This is a genomic window from Leptothrix cholodnii SP-6 (genome assembly GCF_000019785.1).
In the GTDB taxonomy this organism is placed as follows: Bacteria; Pseudomonadota; Gammaproteobacteria; order Burkholderiales; family Burkholderiaceae_C; genus Sphaerotilus; species Sphaerotilus cholodnii.
Genome location: NC_010524.1, coordinates 742,533 through 757,851, shown reverse-complemented (window position 1 = coordinate 757,851; position 15,319 = coordinate 742,533). Strand labels below are relative to the sequence as shown.

Annotated in this window: 17 protein-coding genes; 11 read left to right on the top strand and 6 right to left on the bottom strand. The window is 69.2% G+C overall.

Annotated features, from left to right (window positions below; translation table 11 throughout):
- Window positions 1–111 precede the first annotated feature (111 nt).
- A complete protein-coding gene (locus LCHO_RS03550; RefSeq protein ID WP_012345745.1) occupies window positions 112–1,020 on the bottom strand; it encodes a YicC/YloC family endoribonuclease in 909 nt (302 codons plus the stop codon).
- A 28-nt stretch (window positions 1,021–1,048) separates the two neighbouring features.
- On the opposite strand from LCHO_RS03550, the gene LCHO_RS03545 reads away from it, so the two are divergent.
- The 5 genes from LCHO_RS03545 to hemW all read left to right on the top strand — a co-directional run bounded on the left by LCHO_RS03545 (window position 1,049) and on the right by hemW (window position 5,844).
- Window positions 1,049–2,017: a serine/threonine protein kinase gene (locus LCHO_RS03545; protein ID WP_043703791.1), complete on the top strand. Its 969-nt coding sequence runs from the start codon at window positions 1,049–1,051 to the stop codon at window positions 2,015–2,017.
- Window positions 2,018–2,062: 45 nt separating this feature from the next.
- The gene (locus LCHO_RS03540; RefSeq protein WP_012345743.1) at window positions 2,063–2,977 is read left to right on the top strand and encodes a PP2C family protein-serine/threonine phosphatase; all 915 of its coding nucleotides are present in this window, start codon (window positions 2,063–2,065) and stop codon (window positions 2,975–2,977) included.
- Between the two features lie 119 nt (window positions 2,978–3,096).
- Complete coding sequence (gene rph, locus LCHO_RS03535; RefSeq protein ID WP_012345742.1) at window positions 3,097–3,822, top strand: ribonuclease PH; 726 nt, start codon at window positions 3,097–3,099, stop codon at window positions 3,820–3,822.
- Between the two features lie 2 nt (window positions 3,823–3,824).
- A complete protein-coding gene (gene rdgB, locus LCHO_RS03530) occupies window positions 3,825–4,463 on the top strand; it encodes an RdgB/HAM1 family non-canonical purine NTP pyrophosphatase (RefSeq protein WP_012345741.1) in 639 nt (212 codons plus the stop codon).
- 7 nt (window positions 4,464–4,470) lie between these two features.
- Window positions 4,471–5,844: a radical SAM family heme chaperone HemW gene (hemW, locus tag LCHO_RS03525; RefSeq protein WP_012345740.1), complete on the top strand. Its 1,374-nt coding sequence runs from the start codon at window positions 4,471–4,473 to the stop codon at window positions 5,842–5,844.
- Between the two features lie 23 nt (window positions 5,845–5,867).
- Here hemW and LCHO_RS03520 read toward each other — a convergent pair whose 3' ends face one another.
- From LCHO_RS03520 to LCHO_RS03510, 3 genes are read right to left on the bottom strand one after another with little or no spacing between them, the layout of a single operon-like run.
- Window positions 5,868–7,022, bottom strand: a complete 1,155-nt coding sequence (locus tag LCHO_RS03520; RefSeq protein ID WP_012345739.1) for a protein-glutamate methylesterase/protein-glutamine glutaminase — start codon at window positions 7,020–7,022, stop codon at window positions 5,868–5,870.
- Window positions 7,023–7,068: 46 nt separating this feature from the next.
- Entirely contained in the window at window positions 7,069–7,728 is a 660-nt protein-coding gene (gene cheD, locus LCHO_RS03515; protein ID WP_012345738.1) for a chemoreceptor glutamine deamidase CheD, read from the bottom strand.
- A gap of 48 nt (window positions 7,729–7,776) precedes the next feature.
- On the bottom strand, window positions 7,777–8,631 hold the full coding sequence (locus tag LCHO_RS03510; RefSeq protein WP_012345737.1) for a CheR family methyltransferase: 855 nt from the start codon (window positions 8,629–8,631) through the stop codon (window positions 7,777–7,779).
- A 395-nt stretch (window positions 8,632–9,026) separates the two neighbouring features.
- On the opposite strand from LCHO_RS03510, the gene LCHO_RS03505 reads away from it, so the two are divergent.
- From LCHO_RS03505 to LCHO_RS03495, 3 genes are read left to right on the top strand one after another with little or no spacing between them, the layout of a single operon-like run.
- Complete coding sequence (locus tag LCHO_RS03505) at window positions 9,027–9,707, top strand: GGDEF domain-containing protein (protein WP_012345736.1); 681 nt, start codon at window positions 9,027–9,029, stop codon at window positions 9,705–9,707.
- Entirely contained in the window at window positions 9,704–10,525 is an 822-nt protein-coding gene (locus LCHO_RS03500; RefSeq protein WP_012345735.1) for a MinD/ParA family protein, read from the top strand. Before LCHO_RS03505 ends, LCHO_RS03500 begins: the two co-directional genes overlap by 4 nt.
- A 54-nt stretch (window positions 10,526–10,579) precedes the next feature.
- The gene (locus LCHO_RS03495; RefSeq protein ID WP_012345734.1) at window positions 10,580–11,008 is read left to right on the top strand and encodes a group II truncated hemoglobin; all 429 of its coding nucleotides are present in this window, start codon (window positions 10,580–10,582) and stop codon (window positions 11,006–11,008) included.
- 30 nt (window positions 11,009–11,038) lie between these two features.
- On the opposite strand, the gene LCHO_RS03490 is transcribed toward LCHO_RS03495, so the two are convergent.
- Both LCHO_RS03490 and radC read right to left on the bottom strand, forming a co-directional pair.
- Entirely contained in the window at window positions 11,039–11,719 is a 681-nt protein-coding gene (locus LCHO_RS03490) for a Smr/MutS family protein (RefSeq protein ID WP_012345733.1), read from the bottom strand.
- 26 nt (window positions 11,720–11,745) lie between these two features.
- Entirely contained in the window at window positions 11,746–12,414 is a 669-nt protein-coding gene (gene radC, locus LCHO_RS03485) for a RadC family protein (protein ID WP_012345732.1), read from the bottom strand.
- 74 nt (window positions 12,415–12,488) lie between these two features.
- Here radC and LCHO_RS03480 point away from each other — a divergent pair, with 74 nt between their 5' ends.
- From LCHO_RS03480 to serS, 3 genes are all read left to right on the top strand, one after another.
- The gene (locus LCHO_RS03480) at window positions 12,489–12,941 is read left to right on the top strand and encodes an FKBP-type peptidyl-prolyl cis-trans isomerase (RefSeq protein WP_012345731.1); all 453 of its coding nucleotides are present in this window, start codon (window positions 12,489–12,491) and stop codon (window positions 12,939–12,941) included.
- A complete protein-coding gene (ispH, locus tag LCHO_RS03475; RefSeq protein WP_012345730.1) occupies window positions 12,941–13,924 on the top strand; it encodes a 4-hydroxy-3-methylbut-2-enyl diphosphate reductase in 984 nt (327 codons plus the stop codon). The genes LCHO_RS03480 and ispH overlap by 1 nt, the downstream gene beginning before the upstream one ends.
- Before the next feature lie 94 nt (window positions 13,925–14,018).
- Window positions 14,019–15,314: a serine--tRNA ligase gene (gene serS, locus LCHO_RS03470; RefSeq protein ID WP_012345729.1), complete on the top strand. Its 1,296-nt coding sequence runs from the start codon at window positions 14,019–14,021 to the stop codon at window positions 15,312–15,314.
- Window positions 15,315–15,319: the final 5 nt, after the last annotated feature.

Here is a 15,319-nt window from a genome sequence, read left to right as displayed (position 1 = left end):
TGGGCACGCCAAGAGCGCCGTCAACCCGAAAACCCCACAACAAAACAGAAAGTACCTTACGGAACAACAGGTTATCGAGCTTTCAGGGACCGTCCGGGATCCCCTGAAACATCACTCGATGTTCTGCACCTGCTCACGCAGCTGCTCGATGGCCACCTTCATCTCGACCGAGATCTGCGTCAGCTCGAGTGCCGCGGATTTCGAGCCGAGCGTGTTCGCTTCGCGATGCAGCTCCTGGATCAGGAAATCCAGCCGCTTGCCGACCTCGCCGCCGGCCCGCAACAGGCGAGTGATCTCGTCGAGGTGTGCGCCGAGTCGCGACAACTCCTCGGCCACGTCGATGCGCAAGGCAAACGCTGCCGCCTCGGCCATCGCGCGCTCGGCCAAGGCCTGGGGCGTCGCGGCGCTGTTCGCGCCGGCGCTCACCAAGGCTTCGTTCCAGCGCTCGAGGAAGCGCTGCTGCTGGCGAGCCACCACCTGCGGCAGCACCGGTGCCGCCTGCAAGGCCAGGGCGCGCAGGCGCTCGACGCGCTCCATCAGGATCGACACCAGCCTGTCGCCTTCGCGGCCGCGCGCCTCGCGCAGCCGCTCGACCGACTGCCGCGCCGCGGCGAGCACCGTCTCATCCAGCACCACGGGCGGCGCCGAGGTCCGGCACCACTGCAGCGCCTCGTAGACGCTCAACGGCGCTGCCTTCGGCAGGCTGTCCTGCACGAGGCGCTGGATCTGTGACAGCTGCTGCAGCTGCTCGACCTGGGGCGGCAACTGCGTGGCATCGGCACCGCGTTCGTTGGAGACACGCAACTCGATCTTGCCGCGCTTGAAGGCCGCGCTCACCACCTCGCGCAAGGCCGGTTCGAGCGCGCGGTATTCGTCTGGCAAACGCAGCACGAGGTCGAGAAAGCGGCTGTTGACGGAGCGCAGTTCGACGTTCACCGCCGCTGCCTGCACCTGTTGTGGGGCCACCTGCAGCGAGCTCACGGTAGCGCTCGCGTAGCCGGTCATGCTGTAAACTGCCATCGCGGATTTCGCTGAGCAAAACACAATTATGTCAAAGCCCAAACCTGCTCCGCTGCCCCCTGGCACCGTGGTAGGTGGCTACCAAGTCATACGCAAACTGGCGGCGGGAGGTTTTGGCGTGGTCTACCTCGCCGAAGACGCCGAGCGCAGACTGGTCGCCCTCAAGGAATACCTACCGTCATCGCTCGCCGAGCGCTCGACGGGGGAGCTGATTCCGCGCGTCAAGCCCGAGAAGCAGCCGCTGTATCGCCTCGGCCTGAAAAGCTTCTTCGAGGAAGGCCGCTCGCTGGCGCAGATCTCGCACCCCAGCGTCGTCTCGGTGCTGAACTTCTTCCGCGAGAACGAGACCGTCTACATGGTGATGAACTACCTGCAGGGCGACACGCTGCAGGATTTCATCGTCACCGCACGCGATCTCAAGCGCGACAAGGTGTTCCGCGAAAGCACCATCCGCTCGCTGTTCGACGAGATCCTGCGCGGCTTGCGCATCGTGCACCAGCACAAGATGCTGCACCTCGACATCAAGCCGGCCAACATCTTCATCACCAGCGACAACAAGGCCGTGATGCTCGACTTCGGCGCCGCACGCGAAGTGCTGAGCAAGGAAGGCAACTTCATCCGGCCGATGTACACGCCCGGCTTCGCCGCGCCCGAGATGTACCGGCGCGACGGCACGCTCGGCCCCTGGACCGACATCTACGCCATCGGCGCCTGCATCTACGCCTGCATGCAGGGCTATCCGCCCAACGACGCGCCGCAGCGCATCGAGAAGGACCGCCTCAGCCTGTCGCTGTCGCGGCTGCGCAATGTCTACTCGGACAACCTGATCGAGGTCACCGAGTGGTGCATGTCGCTCGATCCGCTGTCGCGGCCGCAAAGCGTGTTTGCGCTGCAAAAGGAACTGTCGCGCGAGACCGAGCGGCGTTACACCAAGCTCAGCTTCAGCGAACGCCTGAAGCTGCAGCTCGAGAACATCAAGACCGGCGCCAAGGCCTGAATCGCCGATCAGGACCGAGCCGGCCTGCACTGAGAATCCCCATCCATGCGCTTTTCGGTTTACCAGATCAGCCGTCGCGGCGGCCGTGAGAAAAATGAAGACCGCATGGGCTATTGCTACACCCGTGACTCCGGGCTGTTTGCACTGGCCGACGGCATGGGCGGCCATCCCGAGGGCGAGGTCGCCTCGCAGCTGTCGCTGCAGACACTGGGCGTGATGTTCCAGCGCGAGGCCAAGCCGATCCTGAAGGATCCGCGGCGCTTTCTCAACGAAGGCATCATCGCCGGCCACCACCAGCTGATCCGCTACGCCACCGAGCGCGCCCTGCTCGACACCCCGCGCACCACCATCATCGCCTGCGTGCTGCAAGGCCGCGAAGCCTACTGGGCGCACTGCGGCGACTCGCGGCTGTACCTGGTGCGTGGCGGCAAGCTGCTGGCGCGCACGCGTGACCACTCCTATTCCGAACTGCAGGAAACGCTCGCCGGCGTGGTGCCGATCGGCGAACGCGTCAACCGCAACGTGCTGTTCACCTGCCTGGGCAGCCCGGGCAAGCCGGTGATCGACACCGTCGGGCCACTCACGCTGCAGCCCGGCGACAAGCTGCTGCTGTGCTCCGACGGCCTGTGGGGCAGCGTCGACGACGACACCATCACCGAGCATCTGGCCACCAGTCCGATCACCGACGCGGTGCCCGATCTGGTCGAGCTGGCGCTGCGCATCGCCGGCGAGAAGAGCGACAACGTCACCGTCATCGCGGTCGAATGGGAGTCGGCCGAAGACGAGGAACCCGGCACCGGCATCGAGACCGACGACCTCGGCAGCGACGTGTTCGCCTCGACCATCCAGGCCGGCGTCGGTGCCGGCAACCCCGACGACCTGCTCGACGACGCCGAGATCGAACGCTCGATCCGCGAGATCAACGAGGCCATCAAGCGCAGCGCCCAGAAACGCGGCTGAAACGTTCATGATGGCGCCCGGTTGCCACGCAACCGAGCGCATTGCGCCGCCTCGAACCGTCCGAATCCTTCCTTGCCGGCTCAACCGACGAGCTGGCACCTTGCACCGAGATCATCCGCATGAGTTCCACCCGCCCCCTCGGCCGCGCCGCCGACGCCCTGCGCCCGGTGCGCATCACCCGCAGCTACACCAAACACGCCGAGGGCTCGGTGCTGATCGAGTTCGGCGACACCCAGGTGCTGTGCACCGCCTCGGTCGAAGAAAAGGTGCCGCCGCACAAGAAGGGCAGCGGCGAGGGCTGGGTCACGGCCGAATACGGCATGCTGCCGCGTGCCACCCACACCCGCAGCGCGCGTGAAGCCGCCAAGGGCAAGCAGAGCGGGCGCACGCAGGAGATCCAGCGCCTGATCGGCCGCTCGCTGCGCTGCGTGTTCGACCTCGCCGCTTTGGGCGAGCGCAGCATCCTGATCGACTGCGACGTGCTGCAGGCCGACGGCGGCACGCGCACCGCGTCGATCACCGGCGCCTTCGTGGCTGCGCACGACGCGGTGCAGGGCCTGATCGCGCAGGGCAAGCTCAAGCGCAGCCCGATCCGCGACTTCGTCGCCGCGGTGTCGGTCGGCATCCTCGACGGCGTGGCGCTGCTCGACCTCGAATACGTCGAGGACTCGGCCTGCGACACCGACATGAACATCGTCATGACCGGCGCGGGCGGCTTCGTCGAAGTTCAAGGCACGGCCGAAGGTGTCGCCTTCAGCCGCGCCGAGATGGACCAGCTGCTGGCGCTCGGCAGCGCCGGCATCGCCGAGCTGGTGGCGGCGCAGAAGGCCGCGCTGGGAGTCTGACGATGCGGCTCGTGCTCGCCTCCAACAACGCCAAGAAGCTCAAGGAGCTGGGCACGCTGCTGGCGCCGGCCGGTGTCGAACTGGTCACGCAAGGCAGCCTGGGCATCGCCGAGGCCGAGGAGCCGCACCACACCTTCATCGAGAACGCGCTCGCGAAAGCCCGCCACGCCGCGGCGGCGAGCGGCCTGCCGGCGATCGCCGACGACTCGGGCCTGTGTGTCGACGCGCTCGGCGGCCAGCCGGGCGTGCAGTCGGCGCATTACGCCACGCTCGATCCGGCCGACATCGACGGACTGGCGCGCGAGGCGCTGCGCGAACGGCAGGACGCCGCCAACAACCGGCGCCTGCTGAGCGCGCTGGACGGCCAGGCCAACCGGCGCGCCCGCTTCGTCTGCACGCTGGTGGCGATCCGCTCGGCCGACGATCCCGAACCGCTGGTCGCGCTGGGCCGCTGGGAAGGCGAACTGCTGACCGGATTGCGCGGCAGCGGCGGCTTCGGCTACGACCCGCTGCTGTCGATCCCGGCGCTGGACGCGACCGTCGCGCAACTCGACGCCGAGACCAAGAACCGCCACAGCCATCGCGCGCTGGCCGCCGAGCAGATGGTCGCGCTGATGCGCAGCGCCTGGCACCTCGCCTGAGCTTGCGATGAACCGCCCGACCCAGCCCGACCTGCCGGACGCAGCCCCGACGGGCCACAGCGCCGTGATCCGGATCGCCAACGCGCCGGTATCAGCATCGGCACCCGACACCGCGGCGCTGAACGCCTCGGTGGCCGACCGCTACCTGCGCCCCGGCACGCTGCAACTGGGCGCACCGCCACCGCTGTCGCTCTACATCCACCTGCCGTGGTGCCTGCGCAAGTGCCCGTACTGCGACTTCAACTCGCATGAATGGGCCCCCGAGACGCCTGCGGCATCGTCACCCCGAGGGGGAGCGTCCGGCTTGGGGCGGCCCGGCGCCGGACAGGCCCGCGGCGGCATACCCGAAGCGCGTTACCTCGACGCCTTGCGCGCCGACCTCGAAGCCGCGCTGCCGCTGATCTGGGGCCGGCAGATCCTGTCGATCTTCATCGGCGGGGGCACACCGAGCCTGTTTTCGCCCGAAGGCATCAACCGCCTGCTGAGCGACGTGCGCGCGCTGCTGCCGCTGATGCCCGACTGCGAGATCACGCTCGAAGCCAACCCCGGCACCTTCGAGCGCGAGCGTTTCCGGGCCTTCCGCGGCGCGGGCGTGAACCGGCTGTCGATCGGCGTGCAGAGCTTCAACGACGATCACCTGCGCGCGCTCGGCCGGGTGCACGACCGCGGCCAGGCGCTGGCCGCCGCCGAAGAAGCCGCCGACGCCTTCGACACCTTCAACCTCGACCTGATGTACGCGCTGCCGGGCCAGAGCCTGGCGCAGGCCGGCGAGGACCTGCGCACCGCGCTGGCGCTGCAGCCACCGCACCTGTCGGTCTATCACCTGACGATCGAGCCCAACACGCTGTTCGCGGTGCGCCCACCGGTGACGCCCGACGACGACGCGGCCTCCGAGATGCTCGACCAGATCGTCGACCTGACCGGCGCCACAGGGCTCGAACGCTACGAGGTGTCGGCCTTCGCCAAGCCGGGCCACCGCTGCGCGCACAACCTCAACTACTGGCAGTTCGGCGACTACCTGGGCATCGGCGCCGGTGCGCACAGCAAGCTGAGCTTTCCGCACCGCGTGCTGCGCCAGGTGCGCTGGCGCGAGCCGGCGGCCTACATGACGCAGGCGCTGGCCGGTCAGGCCGTGTCGAACGAAGAAGAAGTCGGCCGCAAGGCCCTGCCCTTCGAGTTCATGCTCAACGCGCTGCGCCTGCGCGAGGGTTTTGCGCTCGAGCTGTTCCGCGAGCGCACGGGGCTGCCGCTGTCGAGCATCGAAGCGGCGCTCCAGCAGGCCGAGCAGCGCGGCCTGATCACGCGCGACTTTGCGCAGATGCGGCCCAGCGCGCGCGGTTTCGACTTCCTGAACGACTTGCAGGAGCTGTTCCTGGCCTGAGCCAGGGCGCGCTGAATTGCGGTTCAGACCCGGCTCAAGGCCGCACCGGCGGTGCTGCGCAGATGTTCGATCAAGTGCTGGGCAATGCGCTTGACCGGCAGCACCTCCTGGCAGGCGCCGGCCGCAATCGCCTCGCGCGGCATGCCGAAGACGACGCAGCTGGCCTCGTCCTGCGCGACGTTGTAGGCACCGGCGTCGCGCATTTCCTTCATCGCGCGGGCACCGTCGGCACCCATGCCGGTCAGCATGACGCCGATCGCGTTGCGCCCGGCCACCCGCGCAGCCGACTGGAACAGCACCTCGACGCTCGGCCGATGCCGGTTGACCGGATCGCCGTCGCGCACCCGGGCGATGTAGTTGGCGCCCGAGCGCTCCACCGACAGGTGAAATCCGCCCGGCGCCAGATAGGCATGGCCGGGCAGGATGCGCTCGCCATCCGCGGCCTCCTTCACCGCGATGCGGCACAGGTTGTTGAGCCGTGCCGCGTAGCTGGTGGTGAAGCCGGGTGGCATGTGCTGCGTGATCAGGATCGCCGGCGCGTCGGCGGGCAGGCCGCACAGCACCTCGCGGGTGGCTTCGGTGCCGCCGGTGGAGGCGCCGATGAAGATCAGCTTTTCGGTCGACAGCCGCCCCAACGGGCTCGGCACGGGGCCGGTCGGCGGCGCGGTCTCTGGCGCAGACGATGCGCCGGAAGGCCCCTGCGACCCGTGTGCAGCGTGGCCGTGCGATGGCGCACGCGGGGGCGCATGGGCCGGTGCCGGCGCCAGCTTGGTGACCCGCGCACCGGCGGCGATGCGCACCTTCTCGGTGATTTCCTGCGCCAGCAGACGCAGGCCGTTGGCGACGCCGATCTTGGGCTTGGCGACGAAGTCGATCGCGCCGAATTCGAGCGCACGCAAGGTCACTTCGGCGCCTCGCTCGGTCAGCGTCGAGACCATCACCACCGGCATCGGTCGCAGGCGCATCAGCTTGGCGAGGAAGTCGATGCCGTCCATGCGCGGCATCTCGACGTCGAGCGTGATCACGTCCGGGTCGAGGCTGCGGATCATCTCGCGCGCGGCGATCGGGTCGCTGGCCGCGCCGATGCACTCCATGTCGCTCTGGCGATTGATGATCTCGGCCAGCAGGCTGCGCACCAGCGCCGAATCGTCGACCACCACCACGCGGGTCTTGGGCATCACGGTTTCCTTGTCTTGATTGTTCGAGTCGGGGCGGACGGGCGCGTCAGAACAGGTCGACGCTGCCGCCGACGCTGCTGCTGCTGCGCGCCTTCTGCGCCGCATCGCGGTCGAGCGCGGCCACCGCGTCGGTGTTGGTCGGCGCCAGGCGCTTGACCATCGCCTTGCCGCTGGCCGGGAAGAAGCAGACCTTGCGCGGATAGATCTCCAGCACGTCCTTCGAGACCACCGGGATGCGCTCGGTGCGCAGGTAGTCGAGCACGAACTGGGTGTTGCGCTCGCCGACGTTGAGGCTGCTCATGCCGCCGATCACGGCGCCGCCGCCGAACACCTTGGCCTCCAGCGTGGACCGGTTGGCGCCGCGTTTCTGCAGTTCGTTGATGAGCAGTTCCATCGCGTACGAGCCATAGCGGCCGCCGTCGATCGCACCGCTGCCGACGTCGGGCAGCATGAAGTGGTTCATGCCGCCCACCCGCGCCACCCGGTCCCACAGGCAGGCGGCGATGCACGAGCCCAGCGTGGTCAGGATCAGCGTGTCCTCGTTGTCGACGAAATATTCGCCCGGCAGCACCTTGACGGCGTCGGCCTTGAAAAAGGCGTCGTAGAAGAAGAACGAGGCCTCGCCGGGCTTGCGCGGCTGCGCGCGCAGCTTGTCGATGCGGCTGCTGCGCGGCGGCGAGGTCTTGGGAGCGGTCGAGATCGACATCGGGAGATCCTGTGGCTGTTCGGATGCGCGGGGGTCGGGCAGGCCCGCTCAGACGCGCTGGTAGACCGTCTTGCCGCGCAGCAGGAACAGGTCGCGAGAGTCGGTGAAGTTTTCGGAGTGCCCGACAAACAGGTGGCCGCGCGGGCGCATCACCGAATGCATGCGCTCGAGCACGCGGCGCTGCGTGGGCGCATCGAAATAGATCATCACGTTGCGGCAGAACACGATGTCGAACGGCTCGCCCAGCGACCAGTGGGCGCTCATCAGGTTGAACGGCCGGAACTCGATCAGGCGCTGCAGCTCGGGGCGCACCCGGATCTGGCCGGCGTTGGCGCCGGTGCCGCGCATGAAATGGCGCTTCAGGCGCTCGGGGCTCAGGCCGCGGGCGTCGGCGCTGTAGACGCCGCGCTGCGCGGTCGCCAGCACCTGGGTGTCGATGTCGCTGGCCATGATCCGGGCCGTCGTGTTGGCCCCCAGCGCCTCGATCGCGCACATCGCCAGCGAATAGGGCTCCTCGCCGGTGGAGGCGGCGCTGCACCAGATCCGCACCGGCTGGCTGCCGCCCAGGCCGCGCAGGGTTTCGTGCAGCACCGGGAAGTGGTGTTCCTCGCGGAAGAACGAGGTCAGGTTGGTCGTCAGGCAGTTGACGAACTGCTGCCACTCGCCGTCGCTGCCCTCGCCGTGGCCCGACTCCAGCCATTGCAGATAGCTGCCGAACGAGCGGTGGCCGGTGTCGCGCAGGCGGCGCGACAGGCGGCTGTAGACCATCGCCTGCTTCTGGTCGTGCAGGCTGATGCCCGCGCGCTGGTGGATGAGTTCGCGCACGCGCTGGAAGTCGCGGTCGTCGAAACTGAATTCTCGCGGCGGGGTCTCGCTGGACGCGTCGGGCATCGGATGGGCCATGGGAGTCTGCTTGCTCGGCACCGAGGTGCGCCGACGCAAGATGCGCCGGCTCTCTGTCCCGTTATCGGAAACAGTGTGTCGGCGCTGAAGAAATCCCGAGCCGCGAGATGCACGACAAACGCCGCCCTATTCGTCCGGGAGGCGCCCGGGCCGCTCAAGTAGACTTGTCCGCAACGGTGCCCGGCTTTTGCATTTTCGGCCGGGCCGCCCTCCGCTCCTGCCGTCGGGCAGGCCGCGTCACCCTGACGGAGCCGCTTCGCGCCGTGTCAAAAGACACCTCGCCCCACGGATATTTCAGCCTGCATGGCCCGGCCGTCACCCCTGCGGCCGGACATGACGGGCCGATCCACACACCGGTTCAAGCGGGCTCGTTGCAGCTCGATCTCGCGCTGCGCATGCTCGACCGTGCAGGTCATTCATTCCCCGAGTCGGCCGCCGCCGGGTCGCCCGCCTGGCTGCAAAGCCTCATCGATGGCCTGTGCACGCTCTCCAGCCGCGACCCGCTCACCGGCCTGCCCAATCGCCGCCAGTTCGAGGCGGCGCTCGAGCAGGAGATCGACCGCGTCGCGCGCTCGGGCGAACCGGCGATGCTGCTGATGCTCGACATCGACCACTTCAAGCACATCAACGACACCCACGGCCATGCCGTCGGCGACCTGGTGATCCAGGCCGTCGGCGCCGCCCTGGAAGACAGCGTGCGGCCGATGGACAGCGTGGCGCGCATCGGCGGCGAAGAGTTTGCCGCGGTGCTGCCGAGCTGCCCGGCCGCTTTCGGCCACACGGTGGCCGAGCGCGTGCGACGCAACATCGAGGCCCTGCGCATCGCCATCGCGCCGGGCCAGATCGTCACGGTGACCACCAGCGTGGGCGGCGCCTTTGCACCGCAGTGGGTGCGCTCGTCAGGTCCGCTGTGGCTCGAACGGGCCGACCAGCAGCTCTACCGCGCCAAGTCCGAGGGCCGCAACCGCACCTGTCTTGAATCCCCCCCGATATCCGAAGTGAGTGCAGAAGAGCGGGGCATGCTGTTTGGCGCAGCGCCGCCCCTCCTGCCGCAAGACAACGAGTCCGCGCCATGACCGCCCCCCCGTCCAAGACCAGCCCGCCCGGCGCCGCACCTCCGGCCGGCCCGATGGCCCGCATCATGGCCGTGACCAGCGGCAAGGGGGGTGTCGGCAAGACCATGGTGTCGGCCAACCTGGCCGCCGCGCTGGCACGCCGCGGCGAGCGGGTGCTGGTGGTCGACGCCGACCTCGGCCTGGCCAACCTCGACGTCGTGCTCAACCTGCAGCCGCGGGCCACGCTGCACGACGTGTTCACCGGCAAGGTGCCGCTCGAGAACGCCATCATCGAAGCACCGGGCGGCTTCCACGTGCTGCTGGCCGGCTCGGGCCTGGTCGAATACTCGCGCCTGACGCCCGAGGTGCGCGATCAGCTCGCCTCGGTGCTGCAGAGCGTGCGCCCGCGCTACGACCGGGTGCTGCTCGACACCGGCGCCGGCATCTCCGACGTCGTGCTCTACGCGGTCTCGCTGGCCGACGAGGTGCTGGTGATCGCCACCCCGGAGCCGACCGCGCTGGCCGACGCCTACGCCACCATCAAGGTGCTGGCCACGCAGCAGGGCCGCTCGCACATGCATGTGGCCGTCAACCAGACCCAGCGCCTGGGCGAAGGCCGCGGCGTCGCACAGCAGCTGCAGACGGTGATCGAGCGGTTCGTGCAGTTGCCCGAAGGTGGCACGGTCAGGATCAACTACGTCGGCGAGATCCCGAGCGACCCGTCGGTGCGCCAGGCCGTGCAGCGCCGCCAGCTGCTGATGCTGAGCTATCCCGGCTCGAGCGCCGCGCTGGCACTGGTCAACCTGGCCGGCAAGCTGCCCGCGACGATCCAGCGTTGAAACGTCGATCGGGCGCACTGGACTACAGTGCGCCCGATCGTTCATTGCCCTGCCATGCCCATGTCTGACACCGATCCCGGCGACACCACGCCCACCACCGAAACCGCCGCCGCCACGGCCTTCGACCTCGTCGGCGGCGAAGCCGGCGTGCGCGCCCTGGTCGACCGCTTCTACGACCTGATGGACCTGGAGCCGGCCTACCGCGAATTGCGCGCCGCGCACGGCGACACGCTCGAACAGGCGCGCGACAAGCTGAACTGGTTCCTGTGCGGCTGGCTCGGCGGCCCCCAGCACTACGTGGCGCGTTTCGGCCACCCGCGGCTGCGCGCGCGCCACCTGCCGTTCGCGATCGGCATCCGCGAGCGCGACCAGTGGCTCGCGTGCATGCACCAGGCGATGCAGGAACTGGCGATCCACCCGCAGCTGATCGAGCGCCTGAACGAGAGCTTCTTCAACACCGCCGACTGGATGCGCAACAAGTGAGCGCGTCGGCAGCGGGCCGCTGACCGAGCGTCAGACGCCCGCTTGCGGCCGCTGGCGCGCGCGCCGCGGCGCGCTGTCGAGCAGCACGATCAGCGCCCCGGCGCCGCCATCGGGCCCGCGCGCCTGCGTGAAGGCCAGCACCTCCTGTCGCTGCACCAGCCAGCTGCGTACCTTGCCCTTGAGCACCGGCTGGCGGCCCGGCGATCCCAGCCCCTTGCCGTGCACCACCCGCACGCAGCGCCAGCCACGTTTGCCGGCGTCGGCCAGAAACGCCGCCAGCGCCTCGCGGGCGTGATCGCGGGTGTAGCCGTGCAGGTCGATCTGGCCCTGCACCGACCAGCGCCCCAGCCGCAGCTTCTTCAGCACGTCGGGCCCGAGCCCCACGCGCCGGTAGGACAGCTGATCGTCGGTCTCGAGCAGCGATTCGGCGTCGAAGTCGTCCGACAGCGACGAGCGCAGCACCATCACGTCGTCGAGCTCGCGCTGCAGCGGCAGCGGCGCGGGGCGTGGCCGGGCCATGTCGGCGCGGTCGCTCGGCGGCATGGGGATGACCGCGCCGATGCTGCGCACGAACAGCTCCTTCTCGCGCTGGCGCGCCGCCGCTTCGGCGCGTTCGCGCGCGGCGGCCTGCTCGGCGGCGATGCGCTGCTCGCGCAACTGGCGACCGATCTGGTCGAGATCGGCCCAGCCGTGGCGGCCTTGCGGCCGCACGGCTCGGCGGCGTGGCGAGTCGGCGCTCACAGCAGCCCCCGCTCGGCAAACGACACCACGCTCTCGCGGCCGACCACGAAATGGTCGAGCACCCGCACGTCGATCAGCGCCAGCGCGGTCTTCAGGCTCTGGGTCAGGAACTCGTCGGCGCGCGACGGCTCGGCCACGCCCGACGGGTGGTTGTGCGCCAGGATCAGCGCCGCCGCGTTGAGCGCCAGCGCGCGCTTGAGCACCTCGCGCGGGTAGACGCTGGTCTGCGTCAGCGTGCCGCGAAACAGCGGCTCGTAGGCGATCAGGCGATGCTGGGCGTCCAGGAACAGCACCGCGAACACCTCGTGATCGAGCCGGCCGAGCTGCAGGCGCAGGTAGTCGCGCACCGCCTGCGGGCTGTCGAAGACCGGCCGCTGCGCCAGCTGCGAGACGATCGCGCGGCGCGCCAGTTCGAGCACGGCCTGCAGTTCGGAGCGTTTGGCCGGGCCCAGTCCCTTGACGGTCTTCAGGCCGGCCGGGTCGGCCTGCAGCAGCCCGCCGATGCCGCCGAACTGCGCCAGCAACTGGCCGGCGAGCTGCAACACCCCCGTGCCCTTGAGGCCGGTGCGCAACAGCAGCGCCAGCAGTTCGGCGTCGGCCAGGGCTGCCGGCCCCAGGGCCAGGAGTTTTTCGCGCGGGCGCATGGCCGCTGGCAAGTCCTTCATGTCGGGCATCCGGGCTGCGCGCCGCTGCGGCGCAACTAAAATCGCGGCCAGTCTACCGAACACAGGATCACCGCGTGCCTCAGGTCCAACCGGGTTCTTTTCTGACCCTGCATTACCGTCTGTCCGGCCCCGACGGCGCCGACATCGTCAACACCTTCGCCGACAAGCCCGCGACGCTCTCGCTGGGCACCGGCGAGCTGGCGCCCGCCATCGAGGCGCAGCTGCTGGGCCTCGAGGAAGGCACCCGCAGCACCTTCACGCTGGCCGCCGGCGAGGCCTTCGGCCCGCGCAGCCCGCAGATGATGCAGCGCGTCAAGCTCGCGCTGCTGCGCGAGTTCGGCGATCCGGACGAGCAATACCACGTCGGCGACGTGGTGCAGTTCCCGACCCCCGACGGCCAGGGCTCCTACGCCGGCGTGCTGCGCGAGCTCGGGCCCATCGAGGAGGACTGGGCGCTGTTCGACTTCAACCACCCGCTGGCCGGACAGCCCGTGACCTTCGAGGTGCAGCTGATCGGGGTGCTGTGATGGCCGCCGCCGATGGCGCCGCGCCGCAGGAAGTGCTGCTGGCCCAGCCGCGCGGCTTCTGCGCGGGGGTCGACCGTGCGATCGAGATCGTTGAGCGCGCCCTGACCCGCTTCGGCGCGCCGATCTACGTGCGCCACGAGATCGTGCACAACACCTACGTCGTCAACGACCTGAAGGCCAAGGGCGCGATCTTCATCGAGGACCTGGCCGAGGTGCCACCCGGCGCCACGCTGGTGTTCAGCGCCCACGGCGTCAGCCAGGCGGTGCGCGCCGAAGCCACCGAGCGCGGCTTCCAGATCTTCGACGCCACCTGCCCGCTGGTCACCAAGGTGCACGTCGAGGTGGCCAAGATGCGCCGCGAGGGCTACGAGTTCATCATGATCGGCCACAAGGGACACCCCGAGGTCGAGGGCACGATGGGCCAGCTCGACAGCGGCATCCACCTGGTCGAGGACGTCGCCGACGTCGCGCAGGTGCAGCTGGCCGACCCGAGCCGGCTGGCGGTCGTCACCCAGACCACGCTCAGCGTCGACGACGCCGCCGAGATCCTGGCCGCGGTGAAGGCGCGCTTTCCGCAGGTGCGCGAACCCAAGCAGCAGGACATCTGCTACGCCACGCAGAACCGCCAGGACGCGGTCAAGCTGCTGTCGGCCGAGGTCGACGTGCTGATCGTGGTCGGCAGCCCCACCAGCTCCAACAGCAACCGGCTGCGCGAAGTGGCCGAGCGCCGCGGCACGCCGGCCTACATGGTCGACAACGCCGACGAGCTGCAAGGCGCCTGGTTCGACGGCCGTGCGCGGGTCGGCCTGACCGCCGGCGCGTCGGCACCCGAGCTGCTGGTCCAGCAGGTGATCGAGCGGCTGCGCAGCTTCGGCGCGGTCAGCGTGCGCAAGATGCCCGGCGTCGAGGAGACGATCGAGTTTCCGCTGCCGATGGGCCTGGGCGACAAGTCGATGGCCGCCTCGGCGGCCTCGCGATCGTGACCCTGGTCGCTGCGCCCGCGTTTCAACGCCCGTCCTGCCCCACCGTTACACCGGCCTGAGCGCGAGCGCGCGCAGGCCGCATCGAAGGATTTCCATGATCGACATCACCCTGCTGCGCAAAGACCTCGACGCCGTGCTGGCGCGCCTGTCCGCCCGCAAGAACCCGCAGCCGTTTCTCGACGCCGAGCGTTTCCGCGCGCTCGAAGCCGAGCGCCGGACGTTGCAGAGCAGCACCGAGGACCTGCAGGCGCGGCGCAACCAGCTGTCCAAGCAGATCGGCCACCTGAAGGCCAAGGGCGGCGACGTGGCGCCGGTGATGGACGAGGTCGGTGGCATCGGCGACACGCTCAAGGCCGGCGCCGAGCGGCTCGAGCAGATCCAGGGCGAACTCGGCCTGATGCTGATGCACGTGCCCAACCTGCCGCAGGCCGACGTGCCGGTGGGCGCGGATGAAACCGCCAACCTCGAGGTGCGGCGCTGGGGCAGCCCGCGCGAATTCGATTTCACGGTGCGCGATCACGTCGACCTCGGCGCACCGCTGGGCCTCGATTTCGAGACCAGCGCCAAGCTCTCGGGCGCGCGCTTCAGCTTCCTGAAGGGCCCGGCGGCGCGGCTGCACCGCGCGCTCGCCCAGTTCATGCTCGACGTGCAGACGCAGGAACACGGCTACACCGAGTGCTACACGCCCTACATCGTCAACCGCGAAGTGCTCGAAGGCACCGGCCAGCTGCCCAAGTTCAAGGAAGACATGTTCTGGGTCTCGCGCGGCGGCGACGAAACCCAGCCCGAGCAGTACCTGATCTCGACCTCCGAGATCTCGCTCACCAACAGCGTGCGCGAGCAGGTGCTGGCGGCCGACCAGCTGCCGATCAAGCTGACCGCGCACAGCCCATGTTTCCGCTCCGAAGCCGGCTCGGCCGGGCGCGACACCCGCGGCCTGATCCGCCAGCACCAGTTCGACAAGGTCGAGATGGTGCAGATCACCACGCCCGAGCAGAGCGACGCCGCGCTCGAATCGATGGTCGGCCACGCCGAAGCGGTGCTGCAGAAGCTCGGCCTGCCGTACCGCGTGCTGCTGCTGTCGACCGGCGACATGGGTTTCGGCTCGGCCAAGACCTATGACCTGGAAGTGTGGGTGCCGGCGCAAGCCACCTACCGCGAGATCAGCTCCTGCAGCAACTGCGAGGCCTTCCAGGCCCGGCGCATGCAGACGCGCTTCAAGAACGCGCAGGGCAAGAACGAGTTCGTGCACACGCTCAACGGCTCCGGCCTGGCGGTGGGCCGCACGCTGGTGGCGGTGCTCGAGAACTACCAGAACGCCGACGGCAGCATCACGGTGCCGGAAATTTTGCGTCCTTATCTCGGCGGACTGCTTGAATTGCGCGCCTGACTGGT